Origin of the sequence: Luteibacter jiangsuensis, assembly GCF_011742555.1 — a bacterium.
In the GTDB taxonomy this organism is placed as follows: domain Bacteria; phylum Pseudomonadota; class Gammaproteobacteria; order Xanthomonadales; family Rhodanobacteraceae; genus Luteibacter; species Luteibacter jiangsuensis.
On the sequence record NZ_JAAQQR010000001.1, the window covers coordinates 312293 to 333032 of the forward strand.

Annotated in this window: 8 protein-coding genes; 1 reads left to right on the plus strand and 7 read right to left on the minus strand. The window is 66.5% G+C overall.

The genetic code is table 11. The features are described 5' to 3' along the window. Positions 1–67: 67 nt before the first annotated feature. A complete protein-coding gene (locus HBF26_RS01270) occupies positions 68–1621 on the minus strand; it encodes a protein adenylyltransferase SelO (RefSeq protein ID WP_167122296.1) in 1554 nt (517 codons plus the stop codon). Positions 1622–1778: 157 nt separating this feature from the next. Between HBF26_RS01270 and HBF26_RS01275 the strand changes: the two genes are divergently transcribed. After that, the gene (locus tag HBF26_RS01275; protein WP_167122298.1) at positions 1779–2405 is read left to right on the plus strand and encodes a hypothetical protein; all 627 of its coding nucleotides are present in this window, start codon (positions 1779–1781) and stop codon (positions 2403–2405) included. Here the strand turns inward: HBF26_RS01275 and HBF26_RS01280 are convergent. The 6 genes from HBF26_RS01280 to HBF26_RS01305 all read right to left on the minus strand — a co-directional run bounded on the left by HBF26_RS01280 (position 2402) and on the right by HBF26_RS01305 (position 20692). Beyond that, on the minus strand, positions 2402–4066 hold the full coding sequence (locus HBF26_RS01280; RefSeq protein ID WP_167122300.1) for an EAL domain-containing protein: 1665 nt from the start codon (positions 4064–4066) through the stop codon (positions 2402–2404). The two genes, HBF26_RS01275 and HBF26_RS01280, sit on opposite strands and share 4 nt — an antisense overlap. Positions 4067–4197: 131 nt before the next feature. Continuing rightward, complete coding sequence (locus HBF26_RS01285) at positions 4198–5139, minus strand: type II secretion system minor pseudopilin (protein ID WP_167122302.1); 942 nt, start codon at positions 5137–5139, stop codon at positions 4198–4200. Beyond that, a complete protein-coding gene (locus HBF26_RS01290) occupies positions 5136–5783 on the minus strand; it encodes a prepilin-type N-terminal cleavage/methylation domain-containing protein (RefSeq protein WP_167122304.1) in 648 nt (215 codons plus the stop codon). Before HBF26_RS01290 ends, HBF26_RS01285 begins: the two co-directional genes overlap by 4 nt. Further along, positions 5780–6217 (minus strand): prepilin-type cleavage/methylation domain-containing protein, encoded by a 438-nt coding sequence (locus HBF26_RS01295; RefSeq protein ID WP_167122306.1) that lies wholly within the window; start codon positions 6215–6217, stop codon positions 5780–5782. The genes HBF26_RS01290 and HBF26_RS01295 overlap by 4 nt, the downstream gene beginning before the upstream one ends. A 123-nt stretch (positions 6218–6340) precedes the next feature. Beyond that, positions 6341–7618, minus strand: coding sequence for a substrate-binding domain-containing protein (locus tag HBF26_RS01300; protein ID WP_167122308.1), 1278 nt, complete (start codon positions 7616–7618; stop codon positions 6341–6343). A 258-nt stretch (positions 7619–7876) separates the two neighbouring features. Next, the gene (locus HBF26_RS01305; RefSeq protein WP_167122310.1) at positions 7877–20692 is read right to left on the minus strand and encodes a filamentous hemagglutinin family protein; all 12816 of its coding nucleotides are present in this window, start codon (positions 20690–20692) and stop codon (positions 7877–7879) included. Between the last annotated feature and the right edge of the window lie 48 nt (positions 20693–20740).

Here is a 20740-nt window from a genome sequence, read left to right on the forward strand (position 1 = left end):
AAAAGGGGGCCGACGATTCTAGCGTAGGGGCCGTCCAGCGGTACGGCCGCAGTCCGCGGGCCTTCGATCAGCTGCTGCAGGAGAGCATCGAGCAACCTACGCGTTCCCGCGCCCAATCCGGACGCCTTCCCGCCAGGTGCTCTCGTCCCGGCTGTTCTTCATAGGGCCGCCGAAGCGTGTCGAGCAGTTCGCGGATACCCGAATCGTCGCCCTGCTCCGCCCTGTCGATGGCCTGCTGGGCCAGGTAATTGCGCAGCACGTAACGCGGATTGCTTGCGTGCATCAGCGACAGCCGGGCTTCTTCCGCCGACTCGTCGGCGCGCACGCGCGCGGCATAGCGGCGCAGCCAGGCCGAAAGCGGTTCCTCCACGGCGGCGCGTCCCGCATCCTCGTAGAAAGCCGCCGCCACGCTGTCCACGTGCGGCGAAGCGAGGTCCAACGTGGCGAGGTCGCGATAGAAGAGCGTCATGTCCATGCCGCCGGCCCGCAACAGGCCGCGCAGGTCGGACACCATGTCCTCGTCACCGGGCATCTGCCTCGCGAGGCCCAGCTTCGCCGCCGAGAACGCGGCGTCCGTGGCCTCGAAGGTTTCCACGTAACGATTCAGCCCCGCCTGCAGCGGCGCCACGTCCGCGAACAGCGGAGATAACGCCTGCGCCAGCCGCTGGAGGTTCCAGTAACCCACCTGCGGCTGTTGCCCGAAGCGGTAGCGCCGGTGCGTGCGGTCGGTGGTGTTCGGCGTCCAGTCCGGATCGAAGTCGTCGATCCAGCCATACGGACCGTAGTCGATGGTGAGCCCGAGGATCGACATGTTGTCGGTGTTCATCACGCCGTGCACGAAGCCCACCCGCATCCAGTGCGCCATCAGCACCGCGGTGCGCTCGCAAACCTCGGCGAAGAAGGCGGCATAGCCCGCTTCGGCAGGCAATGCCGCCGCCTCGGGGAAGTGCATGGGGAGGGTGAAATCCACCCACTGCCGCAGCAGCCCCGTGTCGCCGCGCGACGACGGCAGTTCGAACGAACCGAATCGGATGAACGATGGCGCCACGCGGCACACGATGGCGCCCGGCTCGGGCGCGGGATGCCCGTCGTACATCACATCCCGTACGACGGCCTCGCCCGTGGTCACCAGGGACAGCGCGCGCGTAGTGGGAATACCCAGATGGTGCATGGCCTCGCTGCAAAGGAACTCGCGGATCGAAGAGCGCAGCACCGCGCGGCCGTCGGCCCCACGCGAGTAAGGCGTGCGCCCCGCCCCTTTCAGCTGGAGCTCCTGCCGCCCGTGGCGCTCGGTGAGCACTTCGCCGAGACCGATGGCGCGGCCGTCGCCGAGCTGGCCCGCCCAATGCCCGAACTGGTGTCCGCCATAGGCCATGGCGTAGCCGGTCATGCCGGTCCAGCGCGCGTTACCGGAGAACACCTGCGCAAAATCCGGCGCCGAGGCGGAGACGCCCAGCATCGACGCCACATCGTCCGACACCGCGACGACCGCCGGTTCCGGCACGGGCGTGGGGTCCACCCGGGAAAATGCCGCGCCCGTCACCTGTCTGGGAATGTTCGCCGTGTCCGGATCGGCCGGAAGTTCGCGGACGAAGGCGTTGTCGAAGCGCAGTGCGGTCATGGGCGTTCCAGAGGCGATCCCCACGATATCCGGCCGGTGCCCTCCGGTTGCAAGGCGTCCGGCAGGCTCGGGCCGTCCGGCCCAGGCCACGGGCTTTGAACTCGTGCAAACTAGGGATACTCAGAGCATCCATTACTGCCCCACTGGCCTCGAACCCATGCGCCTCCTCCGCTCCCTGGCCCTGCTTGCGATCCCGATGATGTCTGCGGGAGCCGAGCCCGTGAGCGTGCCGCGCAGCGACAAGACCCTGGTCGAGATCATCAACGCGACCATGGGCACGCTGCCCAACGCCATGGATGCGCTGTCGCAGAAGGTGCCGGGAGGGCTGCACCCGACCGCCGACGCTCCGCCACAGATCGTTCGCAGCTTGCCTTTCGTCACGCGCGACGGTTTCAGGGTCAGCGCCCTCGAGGCGCGAGGCATCGAGGAAGGCGGCGACGTACCCATCGTCCGCTTCACCTCCATCCAGCTCGAACAGCAGCCGTGCTTCCAGCGCTCGGGGCTCGACACCACCTTCCACGCCCCATCGTCGGAGACAGCCCTGCCGGCTGCCCCGTCGATGCTGCCCAATCGCTACCTGGTCATGCAGATGCCCTGGGGAAGGCTTTCCTTCGGGACGTCGAAGGAGAGCGGCGGGTGCGTCATCGCGATCGTGGGCGATGCCACCGGCGGCCTGCCCGGACTGCGGATGCCCCTGCCGCTGCCGCAACCCACCACCATGCCGGGCATGCCCGACCTCCGCCGCACCTGGCCGATGCCGGCCGGCGCATACACGGCGGACTAGACGCCGACCGCTGCCGCGAAGCCGCCGAGGACCGACTCGATGCGGTCCTCCGTCACGGCTTCGGAGAAAAGATAGCCCTGTAGCTCGTCGCATCCGGCCTCGCGCAGAAAGACGCGTTGCTGTTCCGTTTCCACGCCTTCCGCCACGACGCGAAGACCCAGCGCCGCACCGAGATTGGACACGGCCCTGACAATCGCTGCCGAGTCGTCCGCCGTGGGCGCCATCTGCACGAAGGACCGGTCGATCTTCACCTTGTCGACGTCCAGGTCTTTCAGCAGCGTCAGGCTCGAATAGCCCGTGCCGAAGTCGTCGAGCGAGATGCGCACCCCTGCACGGCGCAGACGCTTCAACAAGCGCACGGTCGCCGCATCGGCATTGACGATGGCCGTTTCGGTAATCTCCAGTTCCAGCCGCCGCGCGGGCATGCCGCAGGCGGCCAGCGCGTCGAACACCATGTCCGCGAAGCGGTCGTCGCGCAACTGCACCGCGCTCACGTTCACCGCCACGAACACACCTTCGAACGGGGCGAGCCTGGTGCAGGCCTCGCGCAGTATCCATTCGCCGAGCGTACCGATAAGGCCCGTCTCCTCGGCCACCGCGATGAACTGCACCGGCGGCACGGATCCCAACCGGGGATGCGTCCATCGGGCCAGCGCTTCCACACCGACCACCTTGCCGTCGGCCGCCCTCACCAGGGGTTGGTAGTGGCACGCAAGGCCTTCACCCGTGCGCAAGGCTTCGCGCAGGGCGAGTTCCACGCCGCGGCGGTGGGCCAGCGCGGAGTCGAGTTCGTCGGTGTACACGACATAACGGTTGCGTCCCCGTTTCGCCTCGTACAAGGCGCTGTCGGCCTTGCGCGCCAATTCGCCCGATGCCACGGCATGGGCATCTATGGGAACGATGCCCACCGATGTTCCAATGAACGCCTTGTTCGAGGTCACGTCGAACGGCATGGATGCCAGGATGAGCATGCGCTCCGCCAGCGCCGGCACGTCGAGTTCGGCGGCATCCTCCACGAGCACGGCGAACTCGTCGCCGCCGATGCGGGCCACGGTATCGGTCGGCCTCAACAGCCCTCGCAGGCGCGCGCCGAACTCCACCAGCAGTTCATCGCCCGCATGATGCCCGTAGGCATCGTTGACGCGCTTGAAGCCATCCAGATCGAGGTAGAAGAGCACGGCGGTGACACCGCCGCCGGCAGCCCGCCCGATGGCCGCGTCGAGCTTTCCGAACAGGGCGGTGCGATTCGCCAGCCCGGTCAGGGCGTCGTGACAGGCCAGCCAGCGCACCTGCGCCTCGGTCTCACGCAGTTCGGTGATATCGGTGACCGAGGCCAGCACGTGTGGCGATCCGTCCAGGTCGATGCAGGTCTTCCGCGTAAGGAGGGTGCGGACCCGTCCCTGCACGTCGGTGACGGTCTCTTCGGACTCCACCACTTCGTGGCTGCGCAGCACCGCATCGTCGCCGGCGGCGAACCGTGCGGCCTGGTCCGGCGCGAACAGCTCGTCGTCCCGCTTTCCCAACACATCCGCGGCGGATACGCCGAAGCTTTCGCAGCCGATCCGGTTCACGAACACCCAGCGGTGCGCGGCGTCGCGCACGAACATCGCCGTGGGCATCAGTTCCAGCACTTTCGACCAGGTGCCGAGATCGTGGATCACCGGAGCCCCCTCCCCTCGTGAAAGTCACTCCGGGGCAATGTGCGACGCCGTCCGTGATCGCGGCGTGTGCTTGGCTCCTCCAGGCAAGGCTCCTTGAGAATGCGCCGACCGCGCATCGCGGGGCGGCGACCTCAGCTCGCGGGACCATCCCGCCATCGCAGCACGGTGTACAACGTTTCATGCGGGCCGCGCTCCGGGGCGGCGAACGGGAACCGCACCGTGGCCTCTACCGTCGCGCGGCCTCCGTGTCCATCGTCCGCGTCGGCGCGAAACGTGATGGTGTTGCCAGGCAGCGCTCCCCCGAGCGCAATACCGCCCGGCAGGTGGGTCAACGGCGTGCCGGGAGGAACGCTGTCCCGAGCGCGCACTACGTCCTGCGCGGTGCGCAGGTCGAGGCCCCGCACCGCGGCCATGGCGAGCAAGGGTGCGAAGTCGGGCTGCGGCGCGGCCTGTCCCGACCAGATGGTGATGGCAGGTTCCAGCCTGCCGTACAGGTCGGGATCCATCCCGGGCACGCCTTGAAGTTCCTCGATCGCCACGAACGGCGTGTACTTGCCGTCAGGAATGGAAACACCTGCCGCGGATGCCGAAGTCTGCGGGACGCCATCGTCCGCCGGCGCTTCCATCGTGGGGCCGCGCCGTTCCAGCACACGGCGGGTGAGCTCGTCGGCACGACCGACAGGACAACCCGCAGCGACGAACAGTGCTTTCAGCGCGCGCGGCTCCGCGCCGTTGATATCCACCTTTCCCGTCTCGTCCAGCATGCCCACGGAGACATGCACGCGATCGAACTCGAACGCCAGCGACCTGCCGTCGCCCGGCAAGATGTCCGCCTGCGACGGCGTGCCTCCCATGTCGGCCAGCAAGGCCTGCCGCCGGCGCGCCTGGACCACGGCGATGGCCCGCACGATGCCTGCTTCCGCCGCATAGCGTGCGCGCTGCTGGCCGAGCGTGAAGCGCGTCTGCAACGCTTCGACCCGGGCGATGCCGGCGAAGCCGCCCACGAGGATGGCGAGCAAGGTACATGCCCACAAGACGACCAGGAGGGCAATGCCCTGCTGCCGGTTGTTCATCGCACGAAGTCCGGCAAGTGGCGGGCGGCTCCGCGCACGTTCACGGCATCGGGATCCTGCCGTGGCGCGACGACCAGCGGAGGCCATGCATCGGCACCTTCGTCTGGCACCACGGTGATCTCGATGGAACCGGGTAACTCCATCGGATCGTTCCACCGGTCCTGCCATGCGGACGAACCACGGCGCGCGTAACGCAGCGTCAGGGAGCGGACATGGGTCAGCAGGACGTCGTGCGCACCGGCGATGACGCCCGCCTGGCTGCCAGGCAGCGGCGAAAGACGTGCCTCGAGCGAATGCCCGTCCCCGCCATCGTCGCCCAACGCCACCTCGATGACCTGGGGCCCGAGTTTGCCGAGGTAACCAGGCAACGCCGAGACGAAACAAAGACGCGAAGCGTCGCCTTCGAAAACCACGGGCACGTTCCCGTCAAGCACCTTCCAAGGCAACGCGGTGGCGGACGACAGTTGCCTCCGCAGGAACTCGCGCGCACCACGTGCCTCGTCGATACGCGCGATCACCGAAGATCCGTGGCCGACACTGAGCGTCGTGGACCGGACACCGGAGTAAACGCTCAGGAGGAGGATCGCCAGGAGCGCCAGTGCGGCAAGAACTTCCATGAGGCTGAAGCCGCGTGTGGCGTTCACGGGCCGGCTACCGACGTGGAGGATGCAGGCCTGGGCTCGTCCTGCAGCCGCAAGGTCGCGAAGTGGGCGCTGCGCTCGGCGGTCCCGTCACGCCAGAAGATGTCGAGGTCGATACGATAGACACGCAGGTCCGGCGACTGGCCGGGAAATGGAGTCTGTGCGGACACGACGCTGCGCCATCGATGGCGTGTGTCGTAGGTTCCTTCCTGCATTCCTTCCCGGAGCGGTTCGCGTAGCCCGATGGCATCCAGCGTCGCATCGGCCAGCATGGCGATGCGGTTCAACTCCCTTGCGTGCCCCGTCACCTCGGTGGCCGCGCCCGCCACATGCATGACGGCGCCGAACGCCAGCGCGAGAAGGAGCATCGCCGCGATGATCTCCAGCAGGCTGAAACCCGCCTCCCCCTGCCGGCTGGTGTTCCTTGGACGGACCATGACGCGAGGCTTGCACCGCATTGTTTCAGTCGCGAGTCGGGGAATGGACAGCGCATGTGACAAAGCGAAGGGGCGAGCCGATGCTCACCCCTTCGCCCGTCCTTCCTGGACGGAAAGCGAGGCTTAGTTGATGCAGCTGTTGACGCGGGCAGCCGTCAGGTCGCTGCTGGAGAGCCAGGCGTAGCCCGTGCCAGCGCGGCCGATCTTCGTCACCGACGAGCGGATCGACGTGTCGTACGGCGAGCTCAAGAGACCGCGCACGGTGGCGAGGTCGGCCGACGGGTTGCCCTGCTTGTTGCCCAGCAGGCTGGTGACCGCAATGATCGGGTAACCCGAGGCCGGACTGGCGTAGGTCGACGGATCGACCACGGCGATGCAGCCGTTGCTCGACGTCGGCTGGCCGTTGGTCAGCGGCAGGTCGATCAGCACCGGACGGCCATTGGCATCCGGATTGTCGGCGATGACCTTGTCGAAGGTGAGCGTGACGGGCACGGCGGTCGGGCCGAAGCCGGTAACCGGATTGACGGTGACGCCGGCCAGGTTCGTCACCGACGCGTTGCGCACGCCACCGGTCACGCCGTTGGCGACTTCGGCGTAGCCGATGGAGCCGTCCGCCGGCGCACCCGAGGCGGTACCGGCCACCACGGCGATCACGCCGGCGTTGCCGTTTCCGCCGAACGAGCTGGCATACGACGAGAAATACGACGCGGCGCCCGTGGCATAGGCCTGAAGAGTCTTGAAGCTGGTGGCCGGATGGCTGGCGACGCCCGGGCACACGGCCGAGAGATGGTTCAGGAACGAGAACGACGTGCCGCTGCCGTCGGTGCGGTAAGCGATGTTGATGTTACCGGTGGTGCCGGCCGGAATGCCGACGGCGCCGGCGGCGCTGAGGTCCTGCCAGGTCTTGATCTGGCCGGAGAACACGCCGCAGATCTGGTCTTCATTGAGCGTCAGGGCGTTCACGCCCGACTTCTTGAACACGATGCCGACGGCGCCCGCGATGGACGGAAGTTGCGTCGGCTGGGCCGTGGCGCCGTGACCGGTGGTGTAGGCGTTGTACTCGGCCGTCGACAGCGGAGCATCCGAACCGGCGAAATGCGGCTGGGTCAGGCCCGATCCGCCGAAACCCGAGGGGCAGGCGTCGTTGACGGTGTTGCCCGGGACGTTGCCGGCGAGGATCCGCTTGCCGGCGCCGCTGCCGGTCGGGCAGTAGGTGACGGCCGTACCGCTATGGTTGGCGACGTACACGCCGAACAGCGAACCGGCGGTCGGAACGATCGGCGTGCCGGTCGCGGTGCCCGTGTAGCCGATGGCCGGCAGCGTGGCGCCACCGCCGACGATCGTGCCCGCGCTGGCGGCGGAAGCGAGGCACAGCAGGAGCGCGCCCGCGACGAACTTCATGCTGGTGTTTCCCATCGAAAAATCGCAACGCATGGTGTTACCCCTTTGCATAGAAGCCCCCCGAGTGGAGGCCTTGCAAGGGTCACCCTTTGCCGTTACCCCATCATGCCATTGCGGTGTCCGCGATTATGATGATTCGATGATTTCGGCAAACGCGGAACGGACCTGCTTCACACTCGCGACGAGCTTTCATATCCGTTGTCATGAAACATGAAGGGAGGAGCAAGCTCCTCCCTTCATGTCTGAACACCGGACGGGTTACATCCGACGCAACGCCTTCCTCTCCGCATCGGTGAGCTTCCCGTCCTCGTTGCGGCCAAGCACCTGCACGGGTGAGGAACCATCGTAACCAGGTGCTGGCGCGACACTCGAGGTGCTGTCGCCGTCGCGCAGCACGCGCACGGAAATCTCCGACGGCAGCTTGTCGCGCGCATCCGCCTGCTGCTTGCGCGCCACGTCTTCCGCAGCTTGCGACGCCGCGGTGGCCGCAGCGCTGGCGGCGTTCAGTGCGCCGACATTGACGGCCGCCGTCACCGGCACGCCAATCGCTTCGCCCTTGACCTGGATGTTGTCGGCGTTGGCCACGCGCGCCGCAGCGATGACGATGTTGCCGGAAACGCGGATACCCGCGTCGCCTGCATCCACCGTGCCACGGGGAGCGATGAGATAGGCGTCGCCTGCCGGCGCGCCTTCGACGCTCTGCAACGTGGCAATACCGGCACCGCTCACCTGACCACGCGCATCGACGCGGCACCAGGCATCCACGTCACAGAGGAAGATGGGTGGGGGTACTTCGCTGCTGGTCTTCGCACCCTGCCCCGCATTGACGTCGCCGTTGGAGCTCCAGATCGTGATGTCGCCGCCCTGTTCGGTGAACACCCGGCTCTGGGCGAGCAGCAGGCTTCGGTCGGTGAAGACGTTGACGTTGCCTGTTTCGAGAGTAAGCAGACCCATGGTATTGGGCCCGGCGATCACGTGCCCGTTGCTGTCGGTGAAACGCGGCGCGGAAGTACTCCCGATCAGCGCCTGTCCACCCGGCCCGAGCAAGGTCACATCGCCACCCTGCTGCGTCTGGATCGTCGAGCTCCGGATGTCGAGATCGCCAGTGTCCACGGTGGCTGCCGCGCCGTTGAGGCCGCCCTGACCCGTGCCGTTGGCGGTGTAGCCAAACGCGCTCGGGAAAAGACTGTCGAGTGCCGCATAACCGCGGGCGTACTGACCCGCATAGGGGCTCGAGGCGTCGTTGTAGTCAGTACCGACTTCCGCCAGCAGCTTGAACAGAACCTTCTCCGCAAAGATGCGCTGAACGATCTCCGGTTCCTTGGCGAAAAGATCGCGTGCCTGCTCCGGCGTAAGCATGGGCGTGACATCGTCGCTGGCATGCCCGGTAGCCGTGTTCTGACCGGCAAGACGCTCTTGCATGAATTTGACCAGGTCAGGCATCAGGCTGGGCAGTCCATCCACGCCACCGAGATAGCGCGCCAGGAAACCAGCCGTGTCGACACCCGGGCCCACGCCGAAATTGACCAGTACGTCGGCGCTTTCGTGGGGGAGATAGGGGTTGTAGAAGTTACCGACCGCCTGAATGCCGGTCTGCCCGCCTGCGGCGCTGCTTCTTGGCGCCAGGTCGGCCTGGCTCACGAAGGGCCCGATGTCGCGTCCCGCGTCGACAACAAAGGTGCCGGGACCACCGACCATCAGCGCCGGCACAGGGTTGCCCGTGTTGGCATGCGGTGGGAGCCCGGGGTTCGCCGAGAAGGGCGTATCGTAGATGTCGCGTCCGGCAGACACGCGGGTTATGTCTGCATTACGCGTGTGCTGACCGATGAGCCAAAGGTTGACGATGTCGCGGCCGGCACGAATCTCCGCTTGCTTCGAGGGAAGCAACACGAGGGCATCCCAGGTATTGCCGCGAGCGTCCTGAACACCGTTCGTGATGTCGCCGCCGAGCGCGTAGATCCGAACAGGTGCCGTATCGTCGGCATGCAACGCATCCGGTTCGTGAAATGCCGCATTGGATGTTCCCGAGCGATCCTCGGCACCCAGCCAGGTCGTCGGGGTGGTGGACGTAATGGGCTGCAACGGCGACGGCATATCTTCCGGCGACACATCGATCAGACCGAAGAATCGACCAGAAGACAGAACCCCGGAATTCACAAACGCGATGCTGTCCGCTGCGAGCAAGGTCAATTCACCTGTTGGAGACGGGAACAATTCCCCGTTCCTGCGGACATCGATGCTTCCGCTCAGGGCCGTCATGGCCAGGCTCGCGGGCAACACCGCTCCTGCGCCGCCACCGCTGCCGAATACCTGGCTCGGCGCAACCAGGCTGCCGAAGACGATGTCACCGGCCACCGAAGCCACGTCGAAGGACGACGCGGTCGAGTAACCCTGGCTGTCCGGGTGTCCGGCCGGCAGCAAGGCATTCGTCGGACTGGCGTAATTGACGTAATACGAGGGATCGTATACGTAGCCGATATCCGTGCCCTGCCGCGCCTTCACCGTCACCTGCGCATCCTGCATGCCGAATACCGTCGAAACCGGCGTCATGAAATGAGCACTTCCGCCGCCTGCGCCCATTTCGACGCCCGAGTCGATAGTGGCCAGCGAAGGCGATGCAGCAATGAGTCCTTCGGCACGTATGTCCGCCGTTCCCCTGGCGACGAAATAGGTTCCGCTGAGGATATCGCCACCGGCATGCACGGACAGATCCCCGCCACCCACGGTGGTCAGCGACTTCCCATCCGCATTCTTGTACCAGGTGGTCGGCAGCGAGGCCGACAGCTCCTGGACGTCGCCTCCTGCGTCGACGTCGATGTTGCCGCCGACGCTCATCACACCCTGATGGAAATTGGCGAAATCGATCGACGAACTCGAACCGTCGGCGGCGTTGCCAACCTGCATCCATTGCCACCAGTACTGCGCCACGGAAGTGCCGGGTGACGATTTCGTCTGCAAGCCGTCCGCATCGACGACATTCTGGATACCGGCGATGTCACCACCGGCCCGGAGATAGATATCCCCTGCGTGATCCGGATTCACCAGCCCGTTGACCAGCATGTCGGGCTGGCGGCGTTCCGGTAATCCCGCGCCCGACAATTCCGAGGGACGAACGACACGGATATCTGTCCCCGCCGTCGTGCCTTCCGCCGGCGCACCAGCGGTATAGACGGTGGCAGGCGCGGCTGTATCCATCCACCGGATATCGCCGGCGGACACCATGTCGAGGTCGCCGGTACCGGTGCGGATCGTGGTCGGCATGAACAGCGTCTTGCCCGAGAGCGGACCATTCGGTGTCACGACCGTGGGATCGGTGACCGTGTCCTTGACCTCGAAATGTCCGTCCAGGCGGACATTGGCCGTGGATGCCGCGGCTGTGGCGAGCGGATCGGAGCCAGCGACGTCGGAACCTGCGACAAGGCGGTACGACGTGCTCGGGCCACCAAGCAAGGTCGCCGATGCGAGTGATGCAGCATTGCCAAGCGTCGGCATGTTCGACGGCGAGTTATCGGGGGCAGGCTTGCCTACAGGAACCGCGGGCGGTGCCGAATTGTCCGCATTCTCACGCGGAGCGAAGGGGGCGTAGAACAGCTGGGTACCCGAACCGCCAGTGACGAAGAGGCTCACCCAAAAGTAATAGTTGAAGTGTCCGGTGATGTAGGTGTCGTAATCGCTCGACCAGGCCGTGTAATCATTTGCGACCGGCAAGAGGATCGGCGACGGGGTCTCCGCCGACGGTGTGAAGAACGGGAACGTGGCTTCCAGCCAGGTCTCGTAGGCCGTGGCGTAATCGGCGTAATTCGCGAACTGCCCAGGCTGCGGGGCCACCTGCTTCGTCGGGTTGTAGGCCAGGAAACCGGTGGTGTCGTTCGCCGTTACGAAGGACGAAGACCAGCCGAAGTTGCTGGCGTTGTCGCCGAACTCGGTGATGTATTTCTGATAGTTGGCGTAGTACTGATCGGTCTGCTTCGCAGCAGGGGCGATCAACGGCTGGTAATACGGGTCCTTGCTGATGTCCGCCTTGCCGCCACCTGGCGTCTTGCCGTCGGCCGGATCGCCGTCGGCGAGGTTGATCGTGCCATTCCACGCGTCGTTTGCGTCGAGGTAGATCTGCGCCTTCTGATAGGCGGTAAGCGCGGCCGAGTAAAGGGGATTTGCCGGGTTCGATTCCTTCGGAGCGAAGGGGGCGTAGAACAACTGCGTGCCCGACCCTGCACCGACGAAGAGGCTCACCCAGAAGTAATAGTTGAAATGCCCCGTGATGTACGTGCCGTAGTCGCGTGACCAGGCCGCGTAATCGCTGTTGACGGGAAGCAGAATGGGCGACGGCGTCTCGGCCGACGGCGTGAAGAACGGGAAGGTCGCTTCCAGCCACGCCTCATAGGCACTGGCGTAATCCGCATAGCTCGCAAACGCGGAGGGCTGCGGCGCTACCTGCTTTGTGGGGTTATAGGCCAGGAATCCGGTGGTCTGGTTGGTCGTGACGAAGGACGAAGACCATCCGAAGTTCGTAGCGTTGTCGCCGAACTCGGTGATGTACTGCTGGTAGTTCGCGTAGTAGTCGTCGTTCTGCCCCTTTGAAGGCGCGGTCAGCGGCTGGTAATACGGATCCTTGCTGATGTCGGCGACGCCGCCGCCCGGCGTCATGCCGTCCGCCGGATCGCCGTCGGCGAGGTTGATCGTTCCATTCCATGCATTGTTGGCATCGAGATAGGACTGCGCCGCCTGGTACCCGATCAGCGCGGCGTCATACCGCGGATCGTCGGGACCGCTGGTGGGCGGATCGTTGAGTTGGGCGCCGTCGTTCTGCTGGTAGAAGCCGTCGGTGATGCTCGCGTCGAGGTCGAGATTTCCCGCGGCGCGCACGGTCAGGATCGGCGCCTGGCCATGATAGCGATATGCGAGCTGCGGCTTGCCGTCGGTACCGGTCACGCCGGCTCCGAGGTTCCAGTTGGTGACGACCTTGATGTCACCGTCATTCGCACCGTCGGTCGGATTGCGCAGTTCGATCCCCGGACGCACGTGGACATTGGCGATCCCGTCGAAGCGATGGCCGAAGGTAAAGCCCGGCTGCTGCACGAAACCCATCAAGGTACCGGGCCCGTGGGTGGGATCGCCGTCACGGTAGCCATAGAAGCCCGCGTGATCCGTATTGATCGCATCGGGCGTGAAGTAATACTTGTCGAGGTAATCCGCCTGCTGCGCGGCATCCGTCGGCGGCGGCAGTGCATTGCCCTTGCCGTCGACCCAGGTGCCCGACACCATCGTCACGCCGTCGCTCTTGAACCAGCCCGCCGGATCGACGACACCATCGAAGTGCTGTTGGTTGCCGGTGCCGTCCGTCGTGCTCCACACGGCAAGCGGCTCGATGGTGACGTCGCGCGCCCCCTTGATCGACGACGGACTGTCGATCGTTACCGGTACATCGCCGTCCGCGAGCAGCGGCGCGCGAATGCTGAGCCTTCCGCCGGCAAATGCGTTATTCGAACCACCCGAGACATTGATCTGGGCGCCCGCACCCACATGGACGTAACCGGCGTCGGCGCGGTCGACTTCCTCATAGCCATAGGTCGGATCGGTCGAGCCATTACCCGTGCCGGTGGTACCCAGAAGCACGTCGCCGCCGCGCTGCTCAGGCGTGGTCACATGGGCATCCAGCACGCCATCGATATCGACGCCCTGGCGGGCCCACACCTCGATGTGGCTGCCTGCCGGCGAGCTTGCATCAACGGTGCCGTCGATGCGCGCCCTGCCACCGTTGGCGTACAGATAGACCTTCTGCGACTTGAGGGTATTCCCCGCGGATAGAGCCAGGTCGCCCTGCGCGCTGGTGACGTCCACCAGACCCGTCGAACCGCTTGCGGCAACGAGTCCGGCCAGCGCATCGAGGTCGAGAGCACCGCCGGTGCCGACGGTGAAGTAGCCGCCCCGATAGCCGTCTGCCGCGTGGCCGTCGTAAGTGCCGCCAAGCATCAACGCGCCGCCCGCGACGGCCTTGAACGATCCGGCATCGCCGGCTTCCGCGGCACCGCCGTAGCGCACGGAGGCGCCGTCGTCGATGGAGATATCCCCAGCGGCGCTCAGCGCCAGGTTGCCTCCCGGCGCATAGGCCGCCGTGTCGAAGAACTGGCGGGTAACGCCAGCGACGTCGAGCGACGTGCCGGACGCAACGTGGATGCCGCCCTGCGTGGCGTCGAGGGACAGGCCACCCGCCGCCGCCCTGAGGTTCATGCCATCGTCGATGCTGGCAGCGCGCAAGGTGAGCGAGCCACCCAGGCCGTCTCGGGAAAGCGCCTTGCCCTCACGGCCGTGCAACGCCATCGCGCCCGTGGTGATGAGAGTGGTGGCGCCCCCGCCATCGGCGACGAACACCGGTGCCGAAAGGTCCACGGCGGCGGCACCGAAGTCCATGCCATCCCGGGCCGCGGCCACGATGCCGGAAGCCGCGGAGCCGTCGAAGGCTCCAAAGCCGCGCAACGCCGCCGTGCCCGCGCCAAAGTCGATCTCGTTGGCGTCGACGGCCAGCGTTCCGCCACCCGGCTGCGTGTTAACCGCCGTCGCGCCCAACAGGTTCGCGAAGGTGATCGTCCCGGCACGCAAGCTCACGTCGTGGCCGTCGCCGGTGATGGCACCTGCACTCAGCACGAGGCTGTTGTCGACGGCGACATCCTGGGCGCCGAGGAAATCGATGGAGCCCCGGCTGCGCAACGTGACCGAATCGGACTTGGCCCACTGAGCCAGCGTCACCGCGCCGATGGCCAGTCCGTCCGTGGGCGATGCGGCATCCGTGCCGACGAAGGCGATGCGGTTCGCCGTGGCGTCGATGGCCTTGCCGGACAGAAGCGCATGCTCGTCTACGCGCACGCGACCTGTAGCGTCCAGCGACAAGGCGTTGCCGCCTGTCACGGTTGCACCGGCGTCGATCGTCAGCAGGCCGCCGGGCGATCCCGCGCCGAGGCCCAGCCTCGCGATGGGTGCCGCGCCGTGCTGCGACACACGGAGCAGCGCGCCGCTGCCGTCGATTGTCGAAACCGGCTTCCCGCTGGCGTCGGTGCCCGCGTCGCGACCGAACACCAGCGGCTGCCCCCCCACCTGGCTCCCCTCGCCTCGCGCAGTGAGAACGCTGCCGCTCTCCAAAGTGATGCCGTCGCCAGCGGGGCCAGCGACGAGCAGGATCTCCTGTCCCGCGAGCGGATGCGCGGCATCGTTCGACAACAGGATCGAGTCGGCGCTTACGTCGACGTGATCGCCGTCGGTATCGCTGCGCCGCGTGCCGCCAAGGAGCAGGCTACCGGCACCCAGTGTGGTGAGGCCGTCGGCCGAGATGCCGAGGTACCCATCGCGCGCCGCCTCGTCGGCGCCGAGAATCTGAATGGCCTGCCCCGAGATATCCACCTGCGAGGTGCGGCCGCCCTTGTCGGGCGTGGCGTCAAGCGTCGCACCCAGTTCCAGCTGGCGTCCGGCACCGATCTGCAGCCGGCCGGCATCCGCCGCCAACGGCGGCGCCACATTTCCCTTCTTCGTAGCTGCCGCACTGAAGAACGTGTCGGCATCCGTCAGGCGATATTGCGAATACTGCTTCCAGGTGTCCCCCGACTGGACCACGAACGTGGTGGTACGCGCGTCGCGCGCACCGGTAAGGGCATTGGCGTAGTAGCCGGCCACGGCGTACCCGCCATCCGCGAACCCCGCCGCCTGGCCGGGAGCGGCGTCGCGGGACGCGGTCTGGTAGATGCGCATCGCTCCCGGTAGCGTGGCGTACTGCGCGGGCAACAGCGTGTAATAGCCGGCGGGCAGCCCCGGCACGCCGGAGAGATACACCTGGCGACCCACGTCAGGTTGGGTGCCACCGCTGGCCGCCATGGCCAAGTCCGTCGCCGCCACCGCGCCTTGCCGGCCCGGCAGGATCGCGTAGACGGTGGCGCCGTTCGGTGCCGTCGCCAGCACGTCGCGCGACCCTCCCGTACCCGGTACGAATTCCGAGGCTTGCAGGTGACCGCCGCCATCGAGATCGATGGTGGCACCGGAATCGAGCGCCACGGAATCGCCCTGCACCTGCACCTGCTTGGCGGGCGGCGCGGCGATGGTCCGCGGCGTGTCGGTGGGACTTGTCGCATAACGCCAGTCGATGCCGTCCACCGTCGTGCCGTAAGGCACCGTAAGCCCATCGAGCGACACCGAGGTAATGCTTCCCGGGGCGAGATGGACACTCTTCGTGGTTGCCAGTGCAGGCGAACCGGCGGCCAGCCCAAAACCGTTGGCGGCCGACGCAGGGTCCGTCGTGCCAAGGATGAGCGTACCCGACGGCACGCGAATCGTGCCCTGTTGCTCGATATGGTCGGCGCTTACGAGGAGCGCGCCGCCAGCGGACAATGGCGCCGTCGACGGCTTGCCCGGGAGGAATGTGATCGTCGTTTCGCGTACGTTGCCGTCCGCGCCGGGAAGGCCGGACGCATTCGCGTCGATCGCGAAACGGTAGGCGCTCGTCGGATACACCTGGCCCGCCGAGAACACCAGGTCCCCCGTGGAGAACAGCATGCCAGGCGATATCGAACCATCCGGGCCCGAGGCACGGAGCGGAGGGACAGTGAACCGCAGGTCGTCAGCAGCGTTGAAACTGGCCTGTCGCCAGCCTTGCAGGTTGACCATGCCGCCCATGTCGATGGTGCCGGCGTTGATATCCAGGATGCCGTCGCCGGCCACCGCGAGCGGTGCCAGCGATGTGCCGGTCACCTGTACATAAGGCGCGGTGATGCTTACATGGCCCGTGCCCTGGAGATAGCCTGCGGGAATGTCGACACTCCTGGCATCCTCTGGCAATGCCTCGATGCCGGCAGCATTGACGAGGACCTGGCGACCGAGATTCAATTTCACGTCGCCCGCAAAGGCGATCGGAAGAATCTGTTGTACGCCCGCAGGCTGATCGGCCGCCGGGCCGAACTGCAAGCTGGCAATGCCCGAACCGTTGAGAACATCGGCGGCGAACTCAAGCGTACCGTCGGCACCGGCGACGCTACCGTCGGCCGCATCGGCGGCGGCAAACGCCGGCCTGCCGTTGTGAGACTGGCGAACAAGGATGCCCTTTGCCTTGACCTTGGCAGTATCGTCGCCCGCATCGAGCGCAACTATCTGCAGCGAGCCACCCTCCGCGGACGGTGCGCCACCGTGGGCATCCAGCGTCGCGCCGATGTACAAGCCGGCGGACGCGCCGAAGACGATACTGCCGCCGTCGCTCCAGACCGCCACGGGCGCCACGTTCGCCGTCGTTCCGAAAAAGCGGCGGGATGCGCCCGGGAGATCGAAGCTATCCGCCGCTCCCGACACATCGATGCGTGCTCCATCTTCCGCAATGACGAAGGTTTCGTCGCTGCCGTTCAAGGCCACGGAGCCGCCGGCCAGTACCTCACCGACACGCGGCACGATGCGGCCTGCCGCAGTTGTGGCCGGTGCCGCTTGGGTGTCGACGAGGGCTACACCGCTGGCGTCCAGCACGGCCTGGCCGCCAACGCGCACGCGCGAGGTCAGCCCGGTATCGGCCTGGGTAAAAAAGGTACTGAGATTGATGGCGCCACCGTGCGCCGTCAGTCCGCCATCGACCTCGACGTCGTGCCCGGCGGAGATGTCGATCACCCCGCCCGCGTCCACGTCGATGCGGGCGCCCTTCCCTATGACGGCCGAGCCGGAGACGCCTGGAATCTCGCGCGGAGTGTGGCCCGGGGAAAGCGGGTCCACGATCCAGTTGAGGTAGTCGCCTGCACGCAGTGTGATCCCCGGCAGGGCCTCCTGGGACGTGCCCCGTGTCGCCCAGCGCTGCCAGTCGTCGAGGTAACCGACACCGACGACTGCCGGTGAGGCGTAGAGGTCGGCATCGGTCGGCAGACTGCGCAACGCGTCTACGTCGCCGAGGAGGTTGGCCTGCCGCACCACCACGTTCGAGCCATCCGCAACGGTGGTGTCGGTCACGGAATCGAGGTTGTAACGGCTGAAGCCCTGGCCGGCGAAGAATTCGGGGGCCAGCCACAGACCATTCGGAAGCGCCATGTCCGCGGGGTCGCCGCCCACCTGGACCTGCGCGGCCCGGAGCGTCAACGCACCGCCGCCCGAAAAGCCGAAGGCCCGGAGCGAGCCGCCCAGTTCGACGCGTGCATGCTCGAACGATTCAGGGGGCGGGGCGCCACCCCACGCACCGCCGTCGCCGTAGGCGTAGGTCTGCAGCGCCACGTTTCCACCGCGTCCAGCGGGAACCCCGTGGGTCAGGCTCGTCATGCCGTGGATGTCGACGTAGCCGCCGCCGGAGACATCGATCACGCTGCCCTCCGACAGGATGATCGAGCCGGTGTCGTCACCGTCCTCCCGGTCTAAAGCCGAGACGGTGGTCATCGTCACGTTGCCGCCGTCGATCCAGCGATCGCCTTGCGCGTGGTCAGGATCGAGGCCGCTGTCGTTCACCCATCGACCGCGAGCGCTGAGCAGCGCGCCATCGTGAAGGGTAATGTCAGGATCCTGCAACGGCGAGGTCGTCGGTTGGCCGGGTGCCTGCGAAGGCATGGTCGTGCGAATGGATATGTCGCCGGCGGGAGCCTCGACACTGCCGTAAATGTCGACGCGCGAACCGGCAATCGAGACGCCGCCACCCGGCTGCACCACCAGGTGCGCCCCGGATGCCACCTCGAGGGCCGTCGCAGACGCCAGATCGATCGTGCTGAAGCCCGCCCTCCCCAACGTATCGGCGCCGACGACCATCCAGGGTGCGTCGAGACCCGCTGCAACATCCACATCGCTCCATTCGGTGTCGCGATCGAAGCCTGGCGAGAGCGACTCGAGCGTGCGCGACGTCTCCTGCACTCGAAGCCCGCGGTTGCTGAAAACGCCCGCGAACGCGGGAGCCATGTCGAATGCGAAATTGCCGCCCTCCGGCTGGGTGCCGTCGCCTGTCTGCCTCGTGCCCGGTGTCGCCTCTGCGGATATCTCGCCATCGAGCGCGAGTCCCCGATTGGCATGCACGGTCATCGTGCCGGCATCTGCACCCTTGACGAAGCCTTCCTGATAGCGGCGCGAACCGCCCATGACGGGCGAGTTATAGGTCTCGCTGACGCCCCAGCGCGCATGCGCACTGTTGTACTGCCCGGCGAAGCCAACATAAGCCACGTCGGGATCAGCTGAAGCTATGTTGTAGATGCGTCCATCCGCACCCAGCAGATTCGGTGTCGTGACCCAGCCCGACTGGTAGGCCAGATAGCCGCCGTCCAGCGCCATTCGCGATCCGGCACGCGCAATGACATCGTTTCCTTCCAGGGTGATGGACCCGCCCCGCGTGAGCATCTGGTCGATGTCGCGCGGCATGTTCTGCACGTAACCGGCCGCATTGAGGATCGGGCTGCCTATCCAGTCGAGGCCATCGGCACGCGTACCCGACACCGTGCTGTCCAGCATGATGTTCTTCTGCGTATAGAGAAAGCTATTGCGCAGGAGCGGCGAGTCCGCCAGTTCGTTCTGGCCAATACGCGGGATGCTCACCAGGAGCGCCGACATCGGCAATTCCACGTTGGCCAGGCCCGAGACGTCGATGGTCGCACCGCTGTCGATGTACACGCGGCCGTCGGTGGGCCCCGCGTCGGAACCGCCCATGTTGATCGCCCGCAGCGTCACCTTCCCGCCCGGCACCTCGATCAGCGACCCGCCGGCAAGCGTCACCTTCGAACCGGAAACCGAGACGCTGCCGGGCACGAACACCTTGTCGGCATCGGCCGTCGACGTGGTCGTCGCGCCGTCTTTCTCGGGCAGGACGGCCGTGACCGAGCCCGCGCCGAATTCGACTGGGCCATTGCCCGTGGCAGTGGCTCCCTGCAGGGTGATGCTGCCCGGCCGCGCGATGCTCGTTGACGTGACGACCACGCCATCCTGCGCGATGCTCGGGCCGGTCATCGTGACGGAACCGCGTCGCGCCTGCACGAGGCCCGTGTTCTCGACGCCACCGCCAGGCGCCACCTGTCCATTCACGGTCAGGCTGAGTTCGCCCGCCGTGGTCGCGTTGTCCAGTCGGCCCGCCGACGCGAGCAGGACGCTGCCATCGTCCGCGACGATCGCGCCGCGATTCACGACCTTGGGTGCCGCCACAAGGACGAAGCCATCCCGGCCGGCGCTTATCGAGGCTCCCTTCTCCACGACAACGCCGGCACCCTCGGCGGTGCCGTCATCACCCAGGAGCACCGGCTGGTGGAGACGGTTGCTGGCCGGATCAGAAATGCCCGAGGCAAAGAAAATGTTGTTGCTCGTTTTCACGTCCTTGGAGAACAGGGACATCGAACTGGCGAGCAGCGAATGCGTATCCACCTGCGCACCCTGCCCGAAGATCACCCCATTACGGTTCAGCAGGTAAACCGTACCCTCGGCCTTCATCTTGCCGAGGATCTGGCTGGGGCTGGCCGTCGGATCGTTGACCCTGTTCAGCGCGATCCAGTCGTTGCCGCCACCGGTGAGGTTGCCGCCGCTCTGGTTGAAGTACAGGGTGGTGTCGCGGCCGACGTTGAAGCTGTCCCAGGTCAGGATCGCCTTCTTCGCGGTCTGCTTTACTTCCACGGTGTGCCTGCCGCCCGCCACCGTATCCGTCGGCGCGTTGGCGTTCTGCCACAGCGACGGATCCGCGGCTATGGCGGCTGCCGGTTTGAGGCCCCCTTCGACCAGGCCATCCGGCACCTTCGACACCAGTTGTGCCGCCGCGGCCTGCGCGTCCTTCTGCTGCTGCATCTGCGACGCGAGCGCGGCGGCCGCGTTGTTGAGGTTTTGGATGGAACTCTGGACGCGCTGCTGCAGGAGCGCGCTGCCCGGACTGAAGCTGACGTTGTTGCCGTTGCCTGCGCCCGCGGATGGCGCCGAAGGCGGGCGCGCGCCCGGCTGCTTCGTCGCGAACCATGCCTGGCTGAAAGCGGGCGGCGTGGTGCCGGCGTGCGCGATGCCGCTGCCGAACAGCGCCATGGCGATGAACTGGCACATGGCGCGGCGGTGCAGGGTCGGCCGCGGCCTGGCCGGGGTCGGGCGGCGGGTGTCTTTGGGGGTCTTGGTACGCACGATCATGACTGACCTCGGGAAACAGGATGCGGCAACATCGCGCCGCGGTGTCGG